The organism is Noviherbaspirillum sp. (assembly GCF_035627455.1).
GTDB lineage: Bacteria > Pseudomonadota > Gammaproteobacteria > Burkholderiales > Burkholderiaceae_D > Noviherbaspirillum.
Genome location: NZ_DASPLS010000076.1, coordinates 13,397 through 33,307, shown reverse-complemented (window position 1 = coordinate 33,307; position 19,911 = coordinate 13,397). Strand labels below are relative to the sequence as shown.

The 19,911-nt window shown below is 65.9% G+C and carries 20 protein-coding genes; 6 read left to right on the top strand and 14 right to left on the bottom strand.

What is annotated here, in order from left to right:
- Nucleotides 1-310: 310 nt before the first annotated feature.
- Nucleotides 311-1,480 (bottom strand): alkane 1-monooxygenase, encoded by a 1,170-nt coding sequence (locus VEC01_RS14940; RefSeq protein WP_324901696.1) that lies wholly within the window; start codon nt 1,478-1,480, stop codon nt 311-313.
- Nucleotides 1,481-1,622: 142 nt separating this feature from the next.
- On the opposite strand from VEC01_RS14940, the gene VEC01_RS14935 reads away from it, so the two are divergent.
- The gene (locus tag VEC01_RS14935) at nt 1,623-2,657 is read left to right on the top strand and encodes an AraC family transcriptional regulator (RefSeq protein WP_324901695.1); all 1,035 of its coding nucleotides are present in this window, start codon (nt 1,623-1,625) and stop codon (nt 2,655-2,657) included.
- Between the two features lie 35 nt (nt 2,658-2,692).
- Nucleotides 2,693-4,186, top strand: a complete 1,494-nt coding sequence (locus VEC01_RS14930) for a B12-binding domain-containing radical SAM protein (protein ID WP_324901694.1) — start codon at nt 2,693-2,695, stop codon at nt 4,184-4,186.
- Nucleotides 4,187-4,216: 30 nt separating this feature from the next.
- Here VEC01_RS14930 and VEC01_RS14925 read toward each other — a convergent pair whose 3' ends face one another.
- The 4 genes from VEC01_RS14925 to VEC01_RS14910 all read right to left on the bottom strand — a co-directional run bounded on the left by VEC01_RS14925 (nt 4,217) and on the right by VEC01_RS14910 (nt 6,365).
- Complete coding sequence (locus VEC01_RS14925; RefSeq protein WP_324901693.1) at nt 4,217-5,107, bottom strand: sigma-70 family RNA polymerase sigma factor; 891 nt, start codon at nt 5,105-5,107, stop codon at nt 4,217-4,219.
- A gap of 17 nt (nt 5,108-5,124) precedes the next feature.
- Nucleotides 5,125-5,676 carry a hypothetical protein gene (locus VEC01_RS14920; RefSeq protein WP_324901692.1) on the bottom strand — a complete coding sequence of 184 codons (552 nt, stop codon included), beginning with the start codon at nt 5,674-5,676 and terminating at the stop codon, nt 5,125-5,127.
- A complete protein-coding gene (locus tag VEC01_RS14915; RefSeq protein WP_324901691.1) occupies nt 5,636-6,079 on the bottom strand; it encodes a hypothetical protein in 444 nt (147 codons plus the stop codon). The genes VEC01_RS14920 and VEC01_RS14915 overlap by 41 nt, the downstream gene beginning before the upstream one ends.
- 73 nt (nt 6,080-6,152) lie before the next feature.
- Nucleotides 6,153-6,365, bottom strand: coding sequence for a DUF3717 domain-containing protein (locus tag VEC01_RS14910; protein ID WP_324901690.1), 213 nt, complete (start codon nt 6,363-6,365; stop codon nt 6,153-6,155).
- A gap of 73 nt (nt 6,366-6,438) precedes the next feature.
- Between VEC01_RS14910 and VEC01_RS14905 the strand changes: the two genes are divergently transcribed.
- Together VEC01_RS14905 and VEC01_RS14900 are read left to right on the top strand one after the other, a co-directional pair.
- Nucleotides 6,439-7,137 carry an SDR family oxidoreductase gene (locus tag VEC01_RS14905; protein WP_324901689.1) on the top strand — a complete coding sequence of 233 codons (699 nt, stop codon included), beginning with the start codon at nt 6,439-6,441 and terminating at the stop codon, nt 7,135-7,137.
- Nucleotides 7,138-7,210: 73 nt separating this feature from the next.
- Nucleotides 7,211-8,749 (top strand): class I adenylate-forming enzyme family protein, encoded by a 1,539-nt coding sequence (locus VEC01_RS14900; RefSeq protein WP_324901688.1) that lies wholly within the window; start codon nt 7,211-7,213, stop codon nt 8,747-8,749.
- A 58-nt stretch (nt 8,750-8,807) separates the two neighbouring features.
- Here the strand turns inward: VEC01_RS14900 and VEC01_RS14895 are convergent, their stop codons facing one another.
- From VEC01_RS14895 to VEC01_RS14875, 5 genes are all read right to left on the bottom strand, one after another.
- Entirely contained in the window at nt 8,808-10,523 is a 1,716-nt protein-coding gene (locus tag VEC01_RS14895) for a methyl-accepting chemotaxis protein (protein WP_324901687.1), read from the bottom strand.
- A gap of 379 nt (nt 10,524-10,902) precedes the next feature.
- On the bottom strand, nt 10,903-11,094 hold the full coding sequence (locus VEC01_RS14890) for a DUF3079 domain-containing protein (RefSeq protein ID WP_324901686.1): 192 nt from the start codon (nt 11,092-11,094) through the stop codon (nt 10,903-10,905).
- Between the two features lie 106 nt (nt 11,095-11,200).
- Nucleotides 11,201-12,400: a pyridoxal phosphate-dependent aminotransferase gene (locus VEC01_RS14885; protein ID WP_324901685.1), complete on the bottom strand. Its 1,200-nt coding sequence runs from the start codon at nt 12,398-12,400 to the stop codon at nt 11,201-11,203.
- Complete coding sequence (locus VEC01_RS14880; protein ID WP_324901697.1) at nt 12,391-12,525, bottom strand: hypothetical protein; 135 nt, start codon at nt 12,523-12,525, stop codon at nt 12,391-12,393. Before VEC01_RS14880 ends, VEC01_RS14885 begins: the two co-directional genes overlap by 10 nt.
- Nucleotides 12,526-12,534: 9 nt before the next feature.
- Nucleotides 12,535-13,752 (bottom strand): MFS transporter, encoded by a 1,218-nt coding sequence (locus VEC01_RS14875; protein ID WP_324901684.1) that lies wholly within the window; start codon nt 13,750-13,752, stop codon nt 12,535-12,537.
- A gap of 332 nt (nt 13,753-14,084) precedes the next feature.
- Here VEC01_RS14875 and VEC01_RS14870 point away from each other — a divergent pair, with 332 nt between their 5' ends.
- Entirely contained in the window at nt 14,085-15,668 is a 1,584-nt protein-coding gene (locus VEC01_RS14870) for a CHASE domain-containing protein (RefSeq protein WP_324901683.1), read from the top strand.
- Between the two features lie 9 nt (nt 15,669-15,677).
- Here VEC01_RS14870 and VEC01_RS14865 read toward each other — a convergent pair whose 3' ends face one another.
- Nucleotides 15,678-16,391 carry a DNA alkylation repair protein gene (locus VEC01_RS14865; protein ID WP_324901682.1) on the bottom strand — a complete coding sequence of 238 codons (714 nt, stop codon included), beginning with the start codon at nt 16,389-16,391 and terminating at the stop codon, nt 15,678-15,680.
- Nucleotides 16,392-16,607: 216 nt separating this feature from the next.
- Here VEC01_RS14865 and VEC01_RS14860 point away from each other — a divergent pair, with 216 nt between their 5' ends.
- Complete coding sequence (locus tag VEC01_RS14860; protein ID WP_324901681.1) at nt 16,608-16,970, top strand: DUF1304 domain-containing protein; 363 nt, start codon at nt 16,608-16,610, stop codon at nt 16,968-16,970.
- Nucleotides 16,971-16,983: 13 nt separating this feature from the next.
- Here the strand turns inward: VEC01_RS14860 and VEC01_RS14855 are convergent, their stop codons facing one another.
- Genes VEC01_RS14855 through VEC01_RS14845 form a run of 3 tightly spaced genes read right to left on the bottom strand, consistent with a single transcriptional unit; the run spans nt 16,984 to nt 19,906 of the window.
- A complete protein-coding gene (locus tag VEC01_RS14855) occupies nt 16,984-17,820 on the bottom strand; it encodes an alpha/beta hydrolase (RefSeq protein WP_324901680.1) in 837 nt (278 codons plus the stop codon).
- Complete coding sequence (locus VEC01_RS14850; RefSeq protein ID WP_324901679.1) at nt 17,820-18,881, bottom strand: branched-chain amino acid ABC transporter permease; 1,062 nt, start codon at nt 18,879-18,881, stop codon at nt 17,820-17,822. Before VEC01_RS14850 ends, VEC01_RS14855 begins: the two co-directional genes overlap by 1 nt.
- On the bottom strand, nt 18,878-19,906 hold the full coding sequence (locus VEC01_RS14845; protein ID WP_324901678.1) for a branched-chain amino acid ABC transporter permease: 1,029 nt from the start codon (nt 19,904-19,906) through the stop codon (nt 18,878-18,880). The genes VEC01_RS14850 and VEC01_RS14845 overlap by 4 nt, the downstream gene beginning before the upstream one ends.
- Nucleotides 19,907-19,911: the final 5 nt, after the last annotated feature.

The following is a 19,911-nucleotide window of genomic DNA, read 5'->3' as shown; positions in this document are numbered from 1 at the left end:
TTGACGCTGCCAAAAAATTGGAGCGGTAGGCGGAAAAAGAAGCGCAAATGTCTGAGCCGAAGGCGAGTTTTTGCGCTTCCCGCCTACCGCTCCAATTTTTTGGGAACCCCGAAGGGGCAGCGGCTTCGGGGGCGCCTTTTTTGCCTACTTTTTTGGCGAAGCAAAAAAGTAGGTGGCCCGCCGGGGCCAGTCCCGGCAGGCATCCACGGAGTTGCTACAGACCTGGGTACCGAAGAGAGGATCGAAGAGTCCGGGCATGCAAGCACGCGACGAAGATCCCCGGACCGGTGGAGTTCTTCCGAACTCCGTGCTAACGCTGCGTGAGCCCGTAACGCCGCATCAGCACTTCCCGCTTCGCCGGATCAAAATTGATCTTGCGCGCATCGCCCCCCACCCACTCCAGCAACCGCCGATCCATCACCCGAAACCACAGCGGCGGAAAGTACGCCAGCACGAACATGCCGAAGTAGCCCGTCGGCAGCTGCGGCACCTCATCGAAATGGCGCAGCGACTGGTAGCGCCGCAGCGGATGCGCATGGTGGTCGGAATGCCGCTGCAGGTGGAACAGCGCCCAGTTCGAGAACAGCTGGTTGCTGTTCCAGGAATGGTGGGGCTTGCAGGTCTCGTAGCGGCCGCTCGGCAGCCGGTCGCGCAACAGGCCGTAATGCTCCACGTAATTGGCCAGCGTCAGCTGGAAATTGCTCCAGAACGCAGCCAGCAGGATGAAGGGCAGCGCGTGCCAGCCGAGCCACGCGGTCATCACGGCGAAGAACACGACGGTCAGCAGCAGCGGCTGCAGGACGTCGTTGCGCAGCGTCCAGGGCGACTTTCCTTCGCGCGCCAGCCGCTCCTTCTCGAGACGCCAGGCGCGGCGCAGCGCACCGGGCATTTCGCGCAGCAGGAAGCGGTAGAGGTTTTCGCCCATGCGCGAGGACGCCGGGTCGAGCGGCGTGGCGACGTCGCGATGGTGACCGCGGTTGTGTTCGATGTAGAAATGGCCGTAGCCGGTCATCGCCAGGATCAGCTTGCCCAGCCACTGCTCCAGCTTCGAGCGCTTGTGGCCCAGCTCATGCCCGAGGTTGATGCCGTAGCCGCCGATGGTGCCGGTCGAGATTGCGCCGGCCAGCTGCGCATGCCAGGGCAGGCCGTGGCTGGTGAAGAACCAGATGCCGAAAATGAAGCCGCACCACAGCAGCGGGATCAGCGCATAGGTGACGATGCGGTAGTAGCGGTCTTGTTCCAGCGCCGGCACGAATTCCTCCGGCGGGTTGCTGCGGTCCTTGCCGAAAAGAAAATCGAGCAGCGGAAAGGCCACATAACTGACGGCCACCGGCACCCACAGCACGCGCGGATCGGGTACCAGGTAATACAGCAGCGGGCCGGCGGCGACCAGCGCCGGTACGAACAGCGACAGCAGCCACGCGTAGCGCTTGCGGTCGCGATAGCCTCCGGCTACCGGGGGGAACAGCGTCGTCTCCATGATCTTGTCCTTTTTTCTTTTACGGGAAGTCAAAGGATCGCGTGGATGGCTTGCTTTGCACACCGAAAGAAATGGCAATCTCTTGTCATTATGTGACAGCATCGGTTCACCGCAACCCCTTCAGAGAACTGCAAGACAACAAATGTCCATTCCCGCGCACTGGCTGGCGCCAGCCTTCCACCCGACCTATGCACGCCTGCTGTGCATGCTGCTGCGCGCGCGCGGCATCGATGTGGAGCGGGTGCTGGCCGGCGCCGGTCTTTCCTGGGCGGAGCTGGTCGAGAGCGGACGGCCGGTTGCGTTTGCGCAAATGCGGATCGTGGTGCTGGCCGCGTTGCGACTGGCCGCGACGCCGACGCTCGGCATGGAACTCGGCGCCGCCGTGCCGGTGTCCGCCCATGGCCCGGTCGGCTATGCGGCGGTCGCGGCGAAAGACGTGCGGCAGGCGATCGAGGTGATCGTCCGCTATGGCAGGCTGCGCAGCAGCGCGCTGGATTTCCGCCTGCTGGAAGAGGGCACGCATTGCCGCTTCCAGCTGCGCGAATCCGTCGACCTTGGCGACGTGCGCATCCCGGCAACCGAAGCAGTCCTGATTGTCATTGTGCAATTGCTGGAATCGCTGGTCGGACGGCCGATTGCCGAAGCCGAATACGCGCTGCCCTATCCGGCGCCGCCGTGGTCGGCCTTGTATCCCGCACGGCTGAAGGGCCGCCTGCGATTCAACGCGCCCTGCATGGAAATCCTGCTGCCGCACTCGCTATTGCGCACGCCGTCCCTGACCGGCGACCCGCAGGCCTTCGCATCCGCCTGCCGCGACTGCGAGGCGGCGCTGGCAGAGGCGCTGGAAGCCGGCGATATCGTGCAGCAGGTGCGCACCCGGCTGCAGGGAAGCATCGAACGGATGCCGAGCTGCGAGGCGATGGCGGCGCAGCTGCACATGTCTTCGCGCACCCTGATCCGCAAGCTCAGGCAGCAGGGCAGCAGCTACCAGGCGCTGGTCGACGAGGTGCGCAAGGCGCAGGCGCTGTGGTACCTGCAGCATACTACCTACCCGGTCGAGACCATCGCCGAAAAGCTCGGCTACCTCGATACCTCCAATTTCAGCCGCAGCTTCCGCCGCTGGTTCGGCGTTTCTCCAAGGGGATTCAGGCAGTCGGGCAGCACCGGACAGGCGTAGAATGTGCGGTCGCCCGCCGCACCGGACCAATTGCCATGACCATCCTGCTCGCCACCCTCAACGCGCGTTACTCGCATGCCTCGCTCGGCCTGCGTTACCTGCTTGCCAACATGGGCGAGCTGCAGGAACAGACGCAATTGCAGGAATTCGTGATCGGCGCCAAGGCAACCGAAGTGGTCGACAAGATCCTGTCCTGCAAGCCGCGCATCGTCGGCCTCGGCGTCTACATCTGGAATGCCGAAGACAGCCTGCGCGTGGTCGCGATGCTCAAGCGCGTCGCGCCGGATGTTGTGGTCGTGCTCGGCGGCCCCGAGGTATCGCATGAAACGCAGGAGCAGCCGATCGCGCAGCTGGCCGACTATGTCGTCACCGGCTGGGGCGACGTCACCTTCCCGCAGCTCTGCCGCGCGATCCTGCACGGGCCGAGGCCGCTGATGAAGGTCCATGCCGGGGTGCAGCCGCCGCTGTCGGAGATCCGGCTGCCCTATGCGTTCTATGACGACCGCGACATCGCGCACCGCACGCTCTATGTCGAAGCCTCGCGCGGCTGCCCGTTCAAGTGCGAGTTCTGCCTGTCCTCGCTCGACAAGACGGCGTGGGCGTTCGACCTCGACCTGTTCCTGGCGGAGATGGAAGCGCTCCATGCGCGCGGCGCCCGCCTGTTCAAGTTCGTCGACCGCACCTTCAACCTGAACGTCAAGGCCAGCCTGCGCATCATGCAGTTCTTCCTCGACAGGCTGGCCGCCCATCCGGAAGATCCGGTCTTCGCGCATTTCGAGGTGGTGCCCGACCATCTGCCCGATGCGCTCAAGGAAGCGATCAGCAAATTCCCGCCCGGCACGCTGCAGCTCGAGATCGGCATCCAGACCTTCAATCCCGAGGTGCAGGCGATCATCAGCCGCAGGCAGAACGATGAAAAATCCGCCGCCAACCTGCGCTGGCTGCGCGAGCAGTCGCATGCGCACCTGCACGTGGACCTGATCGCCGGCCTGCCCGGGGAGGACATCGACAGCTTCGCGCGCGGCTTCGACCAGCTGGTCGCGCTCGATCCGCACGAGATCCAGTTCGGCATCCTGAAGCGCCTGCGTGGCACGCCCGTGATCCGCCATACCGACGCGTACAAGCTGGTGTTCGATGCGTATGCGCCGTACACCATCCTCTCCACCGACCGCATCGGATTCGCCGACATGCAGCGCCTCGTGCGCTTTGCGCGCTACTGGGACATGATCGCCAACTCGGGGCGCTTTGCGAACACGCTGCCGCTGATCCTTGGCGATGCGCCGTTCGCGCACTTCATGGCCTTGTCCGACTGGCTGTTCGCGCGCACCGACGCCACCCATCGCATCGCGCTCGACCGTCTCGCCGCGCTGGTTGGCGACTGGTTGCACGAGGGCGGGATGGCGCGCGCGCAGGCAACCGCGCTGCTGGAGAGCGACTACGCGGGCCAGGTCAACATGCGCCACCTGCGCATCGGCCGTGAAAAGACCGACCAGGCGACCAAGCGCCAGGCCCGGCACCAGGCGGCGTGAGACGGCGCTGCCCGCGCTGCCCTCGCTGCATCAGGGCCGCACGCGCCGCAGCTTTTCCGGATTGCGCATCACATAGATTGCCCTGATACCGCCGGCGCCGGCTTCGAACGCCAGCGTCTGCACCAGCGTGCCGTCGGCCAGCGAGATGACGATGCCCGGCAAGCCGTTGATGCGCGCAAACCGAATCCGGTGCTGCTGCGGGTCCAGCTGCCGTCCGAAGCCGATCAGCACCTTCGCGATCAGGTCGCGCCCGGCCAGCGGACGCGGCACCGCCGCCACCCGGCCGCCGCCGTCGGACACGAAGGTGGCGTCCTCGGCCAGCACCTGCGCAAGCGCGCCGACGTCGCCGTCGCGGATGGCGTTGACGAAGGCGCCCGCCAGCCGTGTTTCTTCCTCCGGCGACACCTTGAACGCGGGGCGGTTGGCCTGCACATTGGCGCGCGCCCGCGACGCCAGCTGGCGGCAGGCGCTTTCCGAGCGGCCTAGCGCCGCCGCCACGCCGGCGTAATCCATGTCGAACACGTCATGCAGCAGGAAGGCGGCGCGCTCCAGCGGAGAAAGCCGCTCCAGCGTCAGCAGGAAGGCATACGACAGATCGGTTGCCAGTTCATGCAGCACTTCCGGCCCCGGCTGGAATTGCGTCTCGTCGTCCACCAGCGGTTCCGGCAGCCAGGCGCCGACGTACACCTCGCGCTGCGCCTGCGCCGATTTCAGCCGGTCCAGGCACAGCCGGGTGACGGTGCGCGACAGGAAGGCGCGCGGATTGTCGACCTCGTCCCGCCGGCTCGCATGCCAGCGCAGCCAGGCATCCTGCACCACATCCTCGGCCTCGGCGCGCGAGCCGAGCATGCGGTATGCCAGGCCGCGCAGGTAGCGGCGGTGCGGTTCGAAATCGTCGGCGTTCGCGCCTGCTGCGGTCATTGACGCTCCTTTCGCTGTCATGCCGGCGCCGCGGACGGCGCCGGCCTCGTCTCCATGTTGCCTACCCGGATGCGGCTGCAAGCCTTGCCGTGCCCGAGCGCATACTTCACCGTCGGGAAGACGCGCACCGCCGCGATGGCCAGCGCCAGCGACAGCAGCGCGCGTTCGCCCCAGCGCTGCACGATCTGTTCGCGCCATACGTCGGCCGCCGGGTCGTGAGCCAGCGTGGCGCGCGCAAAGCGCGCAGCCAGCGCGGCGTCGCTACCCATCGCCTTTTCATCGCCGGCGAGGATGCCGCGCAACACCGGCTGCGGCACGCCTTCCCGCTCCGCCATCGTCACGCCGAGCTGCGTGCACGGCCCGCAATCCTCCGCCAGCGAGACGACGATTTTCGCCGCGTACCAGGCAGCGGGCGGCACGTCTTCCCGGTGCGCGGCCAGCTTCATCATCGGCGCAAAGCGCAGGAAGCCTTGCCAGCTCACGTCCAGCATCCGGTGCAGGTAGCTTGCATCGTAATCGAACTCGCGTTCAAACGCGGCGAGACGCCGCCGTGCGATCCATTTGAGCATGATTTTTCTCCTTGAGAACGGGCCGCGGCCAGGACAGCCACAGCGCAATGACAGGCGGCAGGAAAACGCCGGGCAGGTCGCGCAGCAGGTGCTGCAGGTCGAAATGGATGAACGCCATCTCACCCGCGTGCACCAGCGCATGCAGCGCCAGGAACGCGCTTCCGGCGATTGCCGCCGGCCACGCGCGCGCATCGAGCTGCAGCCACAGCAGGCCGCCGGCGGCAACCAGGAAGGCGCATCCGATATCCCTTACGAAATGCAGGTTGAGCGGCCCGGTGGCGGCAACGCCGGGGACGCCGAGATACCAGGATTGTGGATTGGCAAGCATGGCGATGCCGTTGGCGGCCAGCATCAGAGCCAGCAGCAGGGCCAGCAGCGGCCGGCCGGCGGAAAGATAGCGCATGATGTCTTCCTCGAATTGTCGTGTTCACTGACAAGACGAGGCAGGCAGCGCGGTTGTGACACGCGCCGGCTTTTTATTTGCGGTTGCGCCAGGCTTCCAGCAATTGCTGTGCGGCAGGGGTGACCGCCGCAAGCGGCACGGCGGACAGCTTGTGGTAGATCATCAGCGCATAGACACCGGCCAGTGCATTGACTTCCGGAGACAGCGCGCATTCCTCGCCGCTCGACGGCCGCAACGCACGCCAGTAGTTGATCGCCTGTTCGAGTTCCGGAAGGGTGATGTCCATGTCCCGATTGTACGGTACGCCGGCGGCAGCGGCTTGCTATGATGGAAGCCTGTGACATTGACGAGGAGGGAACATGGAAAAAGTTGCGTTGGTGACCGCCGCCTCGCGCGGCATGGGGGCAGCCTGCGCGCGCGAACTCGCCGCGCGCGGCTACAGGCTGGTGCTGATGTCGCGTTCCGCGGACGTCGATGCGCTCGCCGCGGAACTCGGCGCTCACGCGCTGCAGGGATCGAGCGACAATGCCGGCGACCTGGAGCGGCTGGTCGCGCTCGCGCTGCAGAACCATGGCCGCATCGATGCGGTGGTGAACAACACCGGCCACCCGAAGAAGGGGCCGCTGCTGGAGCTGAGCGACGCCGACTGGCACGCCGGCCTCGACCTGCTGCTGCTGAACGTGGTGCGCATCGCCCGGCTGGTAACGCCGGTGATGCGGAAGCAGGGCGGCGGCGCGATCGTCAACATTTCCACCTTCGCCGCCTACGAGCCGTCGGCGCGCTTCCCGGTTTCGGCGACGCTGCGCGCGGCGCTCGGCAGCTTCACGAAGATCTATGCGGACGAGGTCGCCAGGGACAACATCCGCATCAACAACGTGCTGCCCGGGTACGTGGACTCGATCGAGCAGAACGAAGCGACCATCGCGCAGATCCCGATGGGGCGGCAGGGAAAAAAGGAAGAGATTGCAAAGACGGTCGCCTTCCTGCTGTCGGCGGATGCAGGCTACATCACCGGGCAGAACCTGCGGGTGGACGGCGGCATCACGCGCAGCGTGTAGCCGGGATTGCGGTAGTATTCCCGGATAGGCACGGGGCAGGAATTGCCTCGCAAGACAAGCACGGAGACACATCATGAGCCTCGCCCATCTGCTGGTGCGCCACGCGCTGGCGGCACCCGAACGTCCGGCGATCCATCACGGGGCCGAGCTGCACGCGACCTACGGGCAATGGGCGGCGCGCAGCGCCGGCCTCGCGCAGCACCTGCATGACGCCGGCCTGCACCCGGGCGACCGCGTGCTGCTGTACATGCGCAACCATCCGCGTTATCTCGAAGTACTGTGGGCGGCATGGTGGGCCGGTCTGGTCGTGGTGCCGGTCAATGCCAAGCTGCACACGAAGGAAGTCGAATGGATCGTCGACAATGCGCAGGCGCGCTGGGCCTTCGTGACCGCGGACGTCGCGCCCGCGCCGCTGGCCGGGCTGGAGCGCCAGGTGGATGTCGAGTCGCCGGCTGCCGACGCGCTGCTTGCCCCGGCCGAGGACATGAGTGCGGTGCCGGTTGCGGAACGGGCCGCCGGGGATACCGCGTGGCTGTTCTACACCAGCGGCACCACCGGACGTCCGAAGGGGGTGATGATCACGCATCGCAACCTGATGACGATGGGAATGACCTACTTCGTCGACGTCGACAACATATCCGCCGCGGATGCGATCGTCTACGGCGCGCCGATGTCGCATGGCGCCGGGCTTTACGCGATTCCCCACCTGATGGCGGGCGCGCGCCATGTGGTGCCGCTGTCCGGTGGCGTGGATCCCGCCGAGCTGTTCGCGCTCGGGCGCGCGCTCGGTCCGCTGTCGACCTTCGCCGCCCCCACCATCGTCAAGCGCCTCGTCGACCATGCGGAAGAAACCGGGCTGACGCCCGCAGACGCGGCAAGCGCGTTCAAGACCATCGTCTACGGCGGCGCGCCGATGTACGTCGCCGACATCCGGCGCGCGCTGCGCGTGATGGGGCCGCGCTTCGTGCAGATCTACGGCCAGGGTGAAACGCCGATGGTCGGCACCGCGCTGTCGCGTCGGCATCTGGCCGATACCGGCCACCCGCGCTACCTGGAGCGGATCGCATCGGTCGGCGTGGCGCAAACCGCGGTGCGCATCCGGGTCGCGGATGAACAGGGCCGGGAACTGCCGGTGGGCGAAATAGGAGAAGTGCTGGTCAAGGGCGACAGCGTGATGGCCGGCTACTGGCGCAACGAACAGGCAAGCGCCGCCGCGATACGCGACGGCTGGCTGTTTACCGGGGATGTCGGCTGCCTCGACGCGGACGGTTTCCTTACGCTCAAGGACCGCAGCAAGGACCTGATCATCAGCGGCGGCTCCAACATTTATCCGCGCGAAGTGGAAGAGGTGCTGCTGACCTGCGCCGGCGTGGCGGAGGCCGCGGTGGTCGGCGCGCCCGACCCGGAATGGGGCGAGGCGGTGGTCGCCTTCGTGGTGCCGGTCGCCGGCACGCAACTCACGGAGGCGGCGCTGGACCGGCATTGCCTGGAACAGATCGCCCGCTTCAAGCGGCCCAAGCGCTACCTGATCGTCAGCCAGCTGCCGAAAAATAATTACGGCAAGGTACTCAAGACGGCGCTGCGGGAACAGCTGGCGGCGCAGAGCGTGTAGCCGGCGTCGAGGCGGACAACCTGAGTTGGCGCCGCGCGCCTTCCGGTGGAACCACCTGCTAGAACTCTTCCCAGTCTCCCCCGGCGGAGGGAGAGTGCGCCGCAGGAAGGCGTTCGGTCTTCACCGCGCGGCGCGGCGCCGGCGCCGGACGTGCTGCCGCGCTTGCCCTTGCCGGCGCGGCGGCGACCGCGAGCGCCGACTGTTGCGCATCGACCTTGAAGACGCTGACCAGCTGCTGCAGCTTGTGCGCCTGCTCCTGCATTGCCTGTGCGGAAGCGGCCGCCTCCTCGACCAGCGATGCGTTCTGCTGCGTGACTTCATCCATCTGCGACACAGCCTGGTTGATCTGCTCGATGCCCGCGGTCTGTTCCTGGCTGGCGGCCGAGATCTCGGCCATGATGTCGGTCACTTGCTTTACCCCTTCGACCACCTCGTGCATCGTGGTGCCGGCTTCGTTGACCAGGCGCGAGCCGTTGTCGATCTTTTCCACCGAGTCGCTGATCAGCGCCTTGATTTCCTTCGCCGCGCCGGCGCTGCGCTGCGCCAGGTTGCGCACTTCAGCCGCCACCACCGCGAAGCCGCGGCCCTGTTCGCCGGCGCGCGCCGCTTCCACCGCCGCGTTCAGCGCGAGGATATTGGTCTGGAAGGCGATGCCGTCGATCACGCTGATGATGTCGACGATCTTGCGGGCCGAGTCGTTGATCGAACCCATCGTCGTCACGACTTCGGACATGACCGATCCGCCCTTGCCGGCGATGTTCGATGCGGATTGCGCCAGCGTGTTCGCCTGGCGCGCATTGTCGGCATTCTGCTTGACGGTCGAGGTCAGCTCCTCCATCGAGGAAGCGGTTTCCTCGAGTGAACTGGCCTGCTGTTCGGTGCGCGACGAGAGCTCCATGTTGCCGCTCGCGATCTCCGACGACGCGGCGCCGATGGTATCGGTACCCTTGCGCACTTCGGCGACGATCTTCGCGAGGCTGTCGTTCATGTGCTTCAAGGCTTCCATCAGCTGCGCGGCTTCGTCCTTGCCGGTCACCTCGATGCGGCTGGTAAGGTCGCCCGAGGCCACCGTTTGTGCGACCTGGACCGCGTTGGCGATCGGGACGATGATGCTGCGCACCAGCAGGAAAGCCGCGGCGCCGCCGGCGGCAACCACGAAGATCACGGCGCCGAACAGCAGCATGCTGGTGGTCTTGTGGCTTGCGGCCGACTCCGCCACCGAGGCTTGCGCCATCTTGTTCGACTGGTCGAGCGCGTAGGCGACGATGGCCTCGAGTCTTTCGGTGGGAGCCCGGTCCATGCCCTTGACTGCAGCGTCCACCGCGTGGGCGCTATCCTTGTTCGCGACATCGAATTGCTTCAGCGCGTCGAGATATTTGGCTTGCAGCTCTGCCAGGGCTTTCTGCGCTTCGCCCGCGCCGGAAGCGTCCAGGCCGGCTTTAGCGAGCACGTCCTTCAGATGCGCGAGGCTGGCTTGCGCGGCGTCGCCTTCCTTGGCGAACGCCTGGCGGTACTTGTCGAAGCTTGCCTGGTCGTTCCCGCGCAGCAGGATATTCTTCCATTCCTGGATCTGCGTCTTGAACTGCACCTGCGCATGCCGCGCGCTGTCGATCGCATCTTCCATCAGGATGGCGCGTTCCAGCGCCCGGGCGGTGCGCGCGTTGCTGTCGGCAAGTGCATGCCAGCCCTGGATACCGACGATGGCCACTGCGGCCAGCAACATGCCGGCCAGCAGATAGAGCCGGGTACTGATCTTCATGTTTGAAATGGTCATAGTCTTCCCCTTTGCAACGGCGGATGCCGTGCTGTCAGCTTGCGGGGAACCCGAGGTATGTCCTGCCGGCGCCCGCCTGCTCCGTTTCAGTGCGTGTACCTTCACCGCACCGCCCGGTCGCCTGCAGCAAAGATGACCGGCTGCAGGCGGGCGTCGAATGGCAACGCAAGCCGCAGCGTTTTTGCTTGCGTGATTGCGTGCTGGCGATACGGGATAGGTACGGGACGTACGGGCGCCATCGTCGATTTTGCGCCCGATCCAAACATCGTAGACGAAGCATTAATTTCCGTAAAGGAAAACCATGACGCGTGCATTGCCTTCCAGACGAGCGCCGCGATAAATCGCGCTGGCCGTGCACCGGAACATGCCGGGAGAGGGATCAGGTTTCCTGGTCCGGGGGCGTATCGGCGTCCATGCCCCACTCGTGCCAGTCTTCGCCAAACAGCTCGACCGGATGCTGGGTGCGTTCCGAGCCGTTGCCGCAGGCGAGCGAATCTGACGGGCAGTACTTGTCGCAGCCCCAGCAGAGGCGCTCGGGATGCTTCGGATGCAAGGGGAATTTCTTGGCCATTCGGATGCCTGCTGCATGGGGGCGAGACCGGTGCGGTCCCGCATGCGATTCTACACGGCGTACATGCCGCCGCGGGCGGCGCGAATGCCGCACAAGCGGCTGACGCTCAGCGCTTTTCCATGAACGCGGCGAGACGCTTGACACCCTCGTCCAGCCGCTCGATGGAACTTGCGAAGCACCAGCGCACATAGCCTTCGCCTTCCGGTCCGAACGCATTGCCGGGCGCAAGGCCGAGCTTCGCGTCGACCACCAGCCGCTTGCACAGGGACAGCGTGTCTCCGGCGCCGTCGACGCGGAAGAACAGGTACATCGCGCCCTTCGGCTTCGGTGTCGCGATACCCGGCAGCGCGTTGAGCCTTTCATACAGGAAGTCGCGCGCCGCCTGGTAGCGGGCGACGGTATGGGCGATGATTTCCTCGCCGCGCTCGATTGCGACGATGCCCGCACGCTGCACGAAGCCCGGCGCGCACGAGGTGTTGTATTCGATCAGCTTGCCGAGATCGGCCATCAGCGGCAGCGGCGCGACCACCCATCCGAGGCGCCAGCCGGTCATCAGCCAGGACTTGGAAAAGCTGTTTGCCGACACCAGCCGGTCTTCCGGCTGCGCGATGTCGAGGAAGGAGGGCGCGCAGGACTTCACGCCGGGCTGGCCGTCGTACACCAGGCGTTCATACACGTCGTCGGCGAGGATCCAGATGCCGTGGCGGCGGCAGTGCGCGAGGATGACTTCCTGCTGTTCCCTGGTAATCACCCAGCCGGTCGGATTGTTCGGCGAATTGATGAGCACCGCCTTCGTGCCGGGCGTGAGCGCGTCGATCAGCTGCTGCACGTCGAGTTCCCAGGTCTTGCCGCCGTTCTTTCCGAACTGGAGCGGCACCTTCACCACGTCTGCGGACAGGATCTTCGGGATTTCAGTAAGGTTGGGCCACAGGGGCGTCACCGCCACCACGCGGTCGCCGGGATTGATGATGAGCTGCGACAGCAGCATCAGCGCCGACACGCCGGAAGAGGTCACCGCGATGCGGCCCGGATCGACCGGACGGTGCAGTGCCGACAGGTAGCCTGCGATCGCTGCGCGCAGCGGCGGGATGCCGAAGTTGTGCGTGTAGAAGGTATCGCCGGCGTCCAGCGCCTGCTTGGCCGCCTCGCGGATGAACGCCGGCGTCTCCTGGTCCGGCTCGCCGAACCAGAACGGCAGCACGCCTTCGAGGCCGATGCCGGCATTGGCGACTTCGCGGATGCGCGACGCGCCGAGGTCTTGCACGGCGGCGCGCGCGGCCGGCAGGGAAGGGGAGTTCAGAAGCATAGGATGATCCGGTTGGCGAGATCGACAACGAAGGCGGGACGCAGGTATCCGACGAAGGCAAGCGCCAGCACCGCCGCCAGGGCGGCGCCGAGCAGCAGACGCTTGAGCCGGTCGCGCATGGTCACGGTGATGTATCAGGCCGGTACGGCTTGCGGCCGCACGATCGCCTTTTCATTGATCGGCAGGTTCACCAGCGCGGCGAACACGCCGAGCGCGATGGTGATGCCCCAGACGACATCGTAGCTGCCCTGCTTCGTGAACACGTAGCCGCCCAGCCACACGCCGAGGAAGCTGCCGACCTGGTGCGAGAAGAACACGAAGCCCGACAGCATCGACAGGTACTTCACGCCGAAGATGCCGGCGATCAAGCCGTTGGTCAGCGGCACCGTGGACAGCCACAGCAGGCCCATCGCGCAGGCAAACACATAAACCGACCAGGACGACAGCGGCGCCAGCAGGAACAGGCTGATCACCACCGCGCGGCTAATGTAAATCGACGACAGCAGGTAGCGCTTGGGCAGGAAGCCGCCGAGCTTGCCGGCATAGTAGGACCCGAAGATGTTGAACAGGCCGATCAGCGCCAGCGCCATCACCGCCACGTTCGGATCCATGATGCCCTTGTCCTTCAGGTAGGCCGGCATGTGCACGCCGATGAACACCACCTGGAAGCCGCATACGAAATAGCCGGCCACCAGCAGCAGGAAGGGGCGGTAGGCGAAGGCTTCGCGGACCGCTTCCATGATGCTCTGCTGCGGACCGGAGGATTTTTCCTGTGGCATTTCGCGCAGGCCGAACGCCATCGGCAGCATCACCAGCGCGACCAGCGCGGCGAGGATGAAGAACGCGTTCTGCCAGCCGGTCGAGGAAATCAGCTGCTGCTCCACCGGCATCATCACGAACTGGCCGAACGAGCTGGCCGCCGAGGAGATGCCGAAGGCCCAGGAACGCTTCGCTTCGGGGGCGGTGCGGCCGATGATGCCGCTGACCGCGCCGAATGCGGTGCAGGCCAGCGCGGCGCCGATCAGGATGCCGGAACCGACCACGAACGCCACCGGCTGCGCCACGGTCGCCATCCACAGCAGGCCGCCGACATAGAGCAGCGCGCCGGCAATGACGACCCGGGCGGTGCCGAAGCGGTCGGCCGCCATGCCGGCGAACGGGCCGAAGGCGCCCCACAGCAGGTTTTGCAGTGCCAGCGCCAGCGAATAGGTCTCGCGCGTCCAGCCGTGGGTCTGCGAAATCGGCTGCAGCCAGAAACCGAAACCGTGCCGCACGCCCATGGCGAGCGTCAGGACGAGGCCGCTGGCGATCAGGACGGTTTTGAGCGTCGGGTGGCGGGTGGCGGTAAGCATCGCTGTCTCGCAAGTGATCAGAAGGAACAGTCGAGTGTAGCGCAAAGCGAAAAAGCATGTGGACCGTTGGTTTCACCGGGCCAGGGTACATCGCTGGTGCATAACGGAAAGCGCCTTGGCCGCCATGCCGGCATTCACCTTGAACAGAAAGAAACTTTGTGGCGCGTCAAAAACCCTCTGGTGCCGTTTTTGTCTTAAATCTTTGGACAGGACAACAGAAAGGAATTCCGATGGCGGCATTGACAGGCAGGTCGGCGCAACGAGGACGGGCGGCGAGTGATTGCGCCTGATTCCTCCACCGCGGGCGCCAGGCGGCGCCGCCGGGGCGCAGCATGAGTGCACAGGAAGAGCGCAGCCGGCGCGTGCCGGACCTGCTGCGCGCACGCGACCTGCTGACCGCCGCCGTGTTCCTGGCGTCGCTGCTGGTGACCTATCAGCTCTGGATGGATGCCGCGCGCAGCGCCGCGCAGGCGGTGCAGAGCGTATTCGATTACCGGGTGCGCGACATGAACGAGCGCATCCGGCAGCGGCTGATGATCTATGAGCAGGTGCTGCTGGCGACCAAGGGCTTGTTTGCCGCCAGCGAGAATGTCGACCGCGCCGCGTTTCGAGGCTTTGTCGATACCCTGAATCTGTCCGGCAATTATCCGGGCATCCAGGGCATCGGCTATGCCGTTGTCATCCGGCCGCATGAGCTCGCGCGGCATGTCGCCGCAGTGCGCGATGAGGGATTTTCGGACTACCTCGTGCGGCCGGAAGGCAGGCGCGATCTCTACACCGCGATCGTGTTCCTCGAGCCTTTCTATGGCAGGAACCTGCGCGCCTTCGGGTATGACATGTATTCCGAACCGATCAGGCGCATGGCGATGGACAGGGCGCGCGATACCGGGGAAGCGACCCTGACGGGCAAGGTGACGCTGGTGCAGGAAGGCGGCAACGGGGCGCAGGCCGGCTTCCTGATGTACCTTCCTGTGTATCGCAACGACGCGACGCAGGAGGCGCAGGAGCGGCGGCGCGACCGCATCGCCGGCTGGGTCTACGCGCCGTTCCGCATGGTCGATTTCATGCGCGGCTTGTCCGAGCAGCTGGACGACAATATCGACGTGGAAATCTATGACGGCGCCAGCCTGTCGGACGAGGCGCGCATGTTCGATTCGAACCGGAACCTGCGAGCGCTGGCGACGCAGCACCGCCTGCGGCACCTGAGCCGCATGGAAATCGCGCACCATTCCTGGACGATTGCGATTGCGGCGCTGCCGGTTTTCGAGCAGCGGGCCGACGCCGGGCGCGCGCAGCTGATCCTGCAGGCGGGCATCAGCATCAGCCTGCTGCTCGCGCTGCTGATGTGGATTTTCCTCGACGATCGGGCGCGCGCCCTGCATGCGGCCAACCAGGCAATGCAGCTTGCGCTGTACGACACGCTTACCGGCTTGCCGAACCGCAAGCTGCTCGACGAAAGGCTGCGCCAGGCGCTCGCGATCGCCCGGCGCAATGGTTCCAACACTGCGCTGCTGTTCATCGACCTCGACAAGTTCAAGCCGGTCAACGACAACTACGGCCACGCCTATGGCGACCTGCTGCTCAAGGAAGTCGCGCAGCGCTTGCAGGGCTGCATGCGCGAGTCGGATACCGCATCCCGCCTCGGAGGGGATGAATTCGTCGCGCTGCTGCCGAATGTGGAGGGCGAACATGACGTGATGGTGGTGGCGCAAAAAATCCTCGACACGCTCAACCAGCCTTTCGTGATCGCGGGCCACACGTTCGACATCTCGGCGTCGATCGGCGCGGCGATCTCGCCGCGCGATGGCCGCGACGGCAAGGCGCTGATGCGCAGCGCCGACCTGGCGATGTACGAGGCGAAGAACCGCGGGCGCAGCAACGTGCAGTTCGCGCGGCAGGAAGGCGGCGCGGAATGAGGCAACCGTTCAGGCAAGGTGACGGGATGCCTCGCGCAGGCTGAGCGCTGACAGCATGGTGCGATGATCCTGCAGGAAAGCGCGTACCGCGCCGGGATCGGTCTTCGCGTATTCCCGCAACGCCCAGCCGATCGCCTTTCGGATGAAGAACTCCTTCTCGCCGGCCAGCAGAACGCAATACGCGAACAGCTGGCGCGTATCGGTCTGCGTCTTGTGCTTCAGGTGCGCCAGCAGAGCCGCCCGGCGCAGCCACATGTGATCGTCGCGCACCCAGCGCTCCATGGCGGCCGCGGTGATGGCGCGCTGCAGAAGCAGCAGGCGTCCGGCCAGCATCGTGGCCACCGGGTCGACCAGGTCCCACCATGCGCCTTCCCGGATCAGTTGCTCATACAGCGGCAGCGAGGGCGACGCGATGTACTGCCGGTGCCGGATCGCGAATTCGATAGCGGCGTATTTTTCCTCGCGGTGCGGCAGTTGCCACAGCGCCCGCACGCCCTCCTCGTAGTCGGCCTGCGACGCCGGCGCGAATCGTTCCTTCATCGCACGCAGCACCGGTTCGAGATCCGGCTTCTGCACGCCGTGAAAGGGCATGTCGGTTTTCATGTAGGCGGCCATCTGCCGCGCCTTTTCCGGGTCGGCCCGCCGGCGCAGTGCATCGCCGACGAAGCGCGCCAGGGCTTGCGCGGAAAAGCCGGGGGGCGTGTCGTTTCTCGCTGCTTGCATGCTGCCGTCCTTCCTGTCTAGGTCCGCCCCGGGGCCGCCGGCATCGCCCCTAATCAGCCACGGGCGGCGTACGGCGCGGCAGCTTCACCACGCCCCTCGCTATTGCGGAGGGTAAAAGCATGCTCGGCATCCGAGGAAGGGTACTACAATCGGCTTTGATTTACGTACGCCGGTTATGTATTGTTCATTGCAACAACCTTAGCTGCGGAGGAAGCCATGTCGTTATTCGCCAAGATCCTGGCCGGGCTTGTGCTCGCCATCCATGTGTATATCGTGCTGCTGGAAACCGTGATGTTCCGTACGCGCGGCCGCCGCGTGTTCGGGCTTTCACCATCGCAGGTGGAGATGATGGCGCCGGCGATGTCGAACCAGGGATGCTACAACGGCTTTCTCGTTGCCGCGCTGGCTGTCGGCTTTCTGCATCCGCAGCCGGCAGTCGCGGCGGCCTTCACCGCGTTCGGACTCAGCTGTGTCGCGGTGGCCGGCATCTGGGGCGCGGTCACGGTGCAGAAGCGCATCCTGTACGTGCAGACCGTGCCCGCGGTGCTGGCGCTGCTCGCATTCCTGCTCGCGGACTAGCGCCGCGCCATACTTACGCAGAAAGGAAGCCCCGCACCAGGTCGATCTGTTCCGGCACGTTCAGCGCGGGCGCGTGGCCGCAGCCGGGGATCACCGCGAGCTGCGCGCACGGGCCGCGCCGCGTCATTTCTTCCGCCGTCTCCTGGAGCAGCAGGTCGGAATCGACACCGCGCAGCACCAGCGTCGGCATGGTGAGCGCATCGTATTGTTCCCACAGGTCGTAATCGTCCGGATAGACGATGAACTGCCGCACCATCGCCGGGTCGTAGTGCGGCGTTACCTTGCCGTTAGGCATGCGGCGGGTCGAGGTTTCGGTCATGCGCCGCCACTGCGCGTCGCTTTGCCAGCCATACGGCTTGTACACGGTGCGGAAAAAGCCTTCCAGCTCGGTCACGGTGTCGAACTGCGGCGGATTGCCCGCATACGCCTTGATGCGTTCGATCGCGGCCGATGCCAGCGACGGCCCGTTGTCGTTCAGGACCAGGTGCGAAATGCGTCCCTTGAGCGTGGTCGCGCCGGCCACCGTGCCGATCGCGCCGCCCATCGACGTCCCCACCCAGCGTAGCTTGTCGAAGCCGAGCTGGTCGACCAGCGACAGCGCCAGCTGCGCATAGAACGCGAGGCAGTATTCCTTGTCCGGATCGGGGCTCCACTGCGACAGCCCGCGGCCGATGGTATCCGGGCAGATGATGTGATAGCTGCCGGCCAGCGCGCCGGCAAGGTCGTCGAAGTCGCGGCCGGTGCGCGCCAGGCCGTGCCACATCACGAGCGGCGGCGCGCCCCTGCGGCCCCATTCGACGAAATGGATTTCACGATCACAGCAGCGCAGGTAGTGCGAGGTCGGGTTCATCAGGATCTCCAGGTACGCAATTTGCCGACGATGCCCGTCGGGAAGAAATACACCGAAAGAATGAACAGCACGCCCAGCCAGAGCAGCCAGCGGTCGGGCGACAGCAGCGCCGACAGCAGCGGCACGCCTTCCGTCGCGCTGGCGCCGAGCGCCATCAGGTCCTGCAGGTAGCTTTGCGCCAGCACGAACACGGTGGCGCCGACGATCGCGCCGTACATCGTGCCCATGCCGCCGATCACCACGATCAGCAGGATGTCGATCATGATCTCGAAGGACAGCGAGGTGTCCGGCCCGTTGTAGCGCAGCCAGATCGCGAGCAGGCAGCCGGCGAGCGTCGCGAACACGGCGCCCAGCACGTTCGACCAGGTGCGGTACACCACCGTCCGGTAGCCGATCGCCTCGGCGCGGAAATCGTTTTCGCGGATCGCCTGCAGCACCCGCCCGAACGGCGAATTGACGATGCGCAGCATCGCCAGGAACAGCAGCAGCGCCGCGAAGAACACGATGTAATACGTGATGAAGCGGCCGTCGAGCCAGGCGCCGAGGAAGGGTTCCTCGGCCAGCTGGAAGGAGGGCGCAAGCATGTCGGGCAGCTTGAAGTTCAGTCCGTCCTCGCCGCCGGTGATTTCCGACAGCTGGGACGCCAGCGTCTGGAAGGCCGAGGCGACCGCCAGCGTGATCATCGCGTAGAAGATCGCACGCACCCGCAGCGAGAACAGGCCGATCACCAGAGACAGCACCAGCGACAGCGCGATCGCGCCGAGCGCGCCGGCTGCCAGGCTGCCCCAGCCGGGACCGAGCCGGGTGCTGGCGATCGCGATGCCGTAGGCGCCGATGCCGAAGAACATGGTGTGCGCGAACGACACGATGCCGGTATAGCCGAGCAGCAAGTCATAGCTCGCCACCAGCACGATGAAGATCAGGATCTTGGCCGCGACGTTGAGCGGCTTGGCGCCCGGGAACAGGAAGGGCGCGAACGCCAGCCCGAGCACGATCACGGTCAGGACCGCCGCCAGCACGCGGCTGCGGGGCAGGTCGTGGGAAAGGAATCGGGTCATCATCGATTGGTCACCGGATAAACGCCTTGCGGACGCCACAGCAGGATGGCGACCATCAGCAGGATGTTGGAGAACAGCGCGATCTTCGGCGCCAGGAAGCCGGTGTAGTTCGCCAGCAGGCCGACCAGCAGCGCGCCGAGGAAGCAGCCGGCGGTCGAGCCGAGGCCGCCGATGATGATCACGATGAAGATCAGCACGTTGACCTGCGCGCCCATCTGCGGCGTCACGTTCTGCTGGTACAGGCCCCACATCACGCCGCCCAGGCCGGCCAGCGCGGAGCCCGCGATGAACACGCCCACGAACAGCCGCCGGATGCGATAGCCGAGGCTTTCCACCATCTCGCGGTCCTGCACGCCGGCACGGATCAGCAGGCCGAGCTTGGTGCGGTTGAGCACCAGCACCAGGATCGCGAACACCGTCAGGCCGACCACCACGGCGGCGAGGCGATACTTCTCGATCGCGGCGTCGCCGAGGAACAGCGAGCCGCGCAGCGATGCCGGCAGCGGCAGCGGGATCTGCTGCGGCCCCCAGATCACCTTGATCAGCTCTTCGCCGACCACCATGCCGCCCATCGTGATGAGGATCTGCTTCAGGTGCTGGCCGTAGACCACACGCACCAGCACGCGCTCGAAGACCGCGCCGAGCACGCCGGCGACCAGCATCGCGGCGACCATCGCCGCCGCGATCGCGGCCAGGTTGTGCGCCAGGCTGTCGGAGCCGGCGAGCTCCGGCAGCGCGCCCATGGTCGACACCGCGACGAAGGCGCCGAGCGCGATGAACACGCCGTGGCCGAAGTTGAGCACGTCCATCAGGCCGAAGATCAGCGTCAGGCCGGATGCGATGATGAAGATGATCATTCCCATCGCCAGTCCGGCCGCAGTCAGCGTGACCCAGGTCGGCGCCGAGCCGATGAAGGGCAGCGCGGCGAACGCGAGCGCCGGGACGAGGGCGAGCGGCGCCCAGTCGATCTGTTTCAGGACCGGCGGGGCGCTTGCCTGCGCCGCCGGCTGGATTGCTGTCTGTTCCATGCCTG

What these genes read in the sequence shown, in the direction of transcription:
- VEC01_RS14845 (WP_324901678.1), bottom strand. Translation starts at nt 19,906, where the DNA reads ATGGAACAGACAGCAATCCAGCCGGCGGCGCAGGCAAGCGCCCCGCCG.
- VEC01_RS14935 (WP_324901695.1), top strand. Translation starts at nt 1,623, where the DNA reads ATGTCCATTCCCGCGCACTGGCTGGCGCCAGCCTTCCACCCGACCTAT.
- VEC01_RS14890 (WP_324901686.1), bottom strand. Translation starts at nt 11,094, where the DNA reads ATGGCCAAGAAATTCCCCTTGCATCCGAAGCATCCCGAGCGCCTCTGC.
- VEC01_RS14910 (WP_324901690.1), bottom strand. Translation starts at nt 6,365, where the DNA reads ATGGACATCACCCTTCCGGAACTCGAACAGGCGATCAACTACTGGCGT.
- VEC01_RS14905 (WP_324901689.1), top strand. Translation starts at nt 6,439, where the DNA reads ATGGAAAAAGTTGCGTTGGTGACCGCCGCCTCGCGCGGCATGGGGGCA.
- VEC01_RS14940 (WP_324901696.1), bottom strand. Translation starts at nt 1,480, where the DNA reads ATGGAGACGACGCTGTTCCCCCCGGTAGCCGGAGGCTATCGCGACCGC.
- VEC01_RS14850 (WP_324901679.1), bottom strand. Translation starts at nt 18,881, where the DNA reads ATGATGACCCGATTCCTTTCCCACGACCTGCCCCGCAGCCGCGTGCTG.
- VEC01_RS14865 (WP_324901682.1), bottom strand. Translation starts at nt 16,391, where the DNA reads ATGCAAGCAGCGAGAAACGACACGCCCCCCGGCTTTTCCGCGCAAGCC.
- VEC01_RS14920 (WP_324901692.1), bottom strand. Translation starts at nt 5,676, where the DNA reads ATGCTCAAATGGATCGCACGGCGGCGTCTCGCCGCGTTTGAACGCGAG.
- VEC01_RS14855 (WP_324901680.1), bottom strand. Translation starts at nt 17,820, where the DNA reads ATGAACCCGACCTCGCACTACCTGCGCTGCTGTGATCGTGAAATCCAT.
- VEC01_RS14885 (WP_324901685.1), bottom strand. Translation starts at nt 12,400, where the DNA reads ATGCTTCTGAACTCCCCTTCCCTGCCGGCCGCGCGCGCCGCCGTGCAA.
- VEC01_RS14860 (WP_324901681.1), top strand. Translation starts at nt 16,608, where the DNA reads ATGTCGTTATTCGCCAAGATCCTGGCCGGGCTTGTGCTCGCCATCCAT.
- VEC01_RS14925 (WP_324901693.1), bottom strand. Translation starts at nt 5,107, where the DNA reads ATGACCGCAGCAGGCGCGAACGCCGACGATTTCGAACCGCACCGCCGC.
- VEC01_RS14870 (WP_324901683.1), top strand. Translation starts at nt 14,085, where the DNA reads ATGAGTGCACAGGAAGAGCGCAGCCGGCGCGTGCCGGACCTGCTGCGC.
- VEC01_RS14915 (WP_324901691.1), bottom strand. Translation starts at nt 6,079, where the DNA reads ATGCGCTATCTTTCCGCCGGCCGGCCGCTGCTGGCCCTGCTGCTGGCT.
- VEC01_RS14895 (WP_324901687.1), bottom strand. Translation starts at nt 10,523, where the DNA reads ATGACCATTTCAAACATGAAGATCAGTACCCGGCTCTATCTGCTGGCC.
- VEC01_RS14875 (WP_324901684.1), bottom strand. Translation starts at nt 13,752, where the DNA reads ATGCTTACCGCCACCCGCCACCCGACGCTCAAAACCGTCCTGATCGCC.
- VEC01_RS14930 (WP_324901694.1), top strand. Translation starts at nt 2,693, where the DNA reads ATGACCATCCTGCTCGCCACCCTCAACGCGCGTTACTCGCATGCCTCG.
- VEC01_RS14900 (WP_324901688.1), top strand. Translation starts at nt 7,211, where the DNA reads ATGAGCCTCGCCCATCTGCTGGTGCGCCACGCGCTGGCGGCACCCGAA.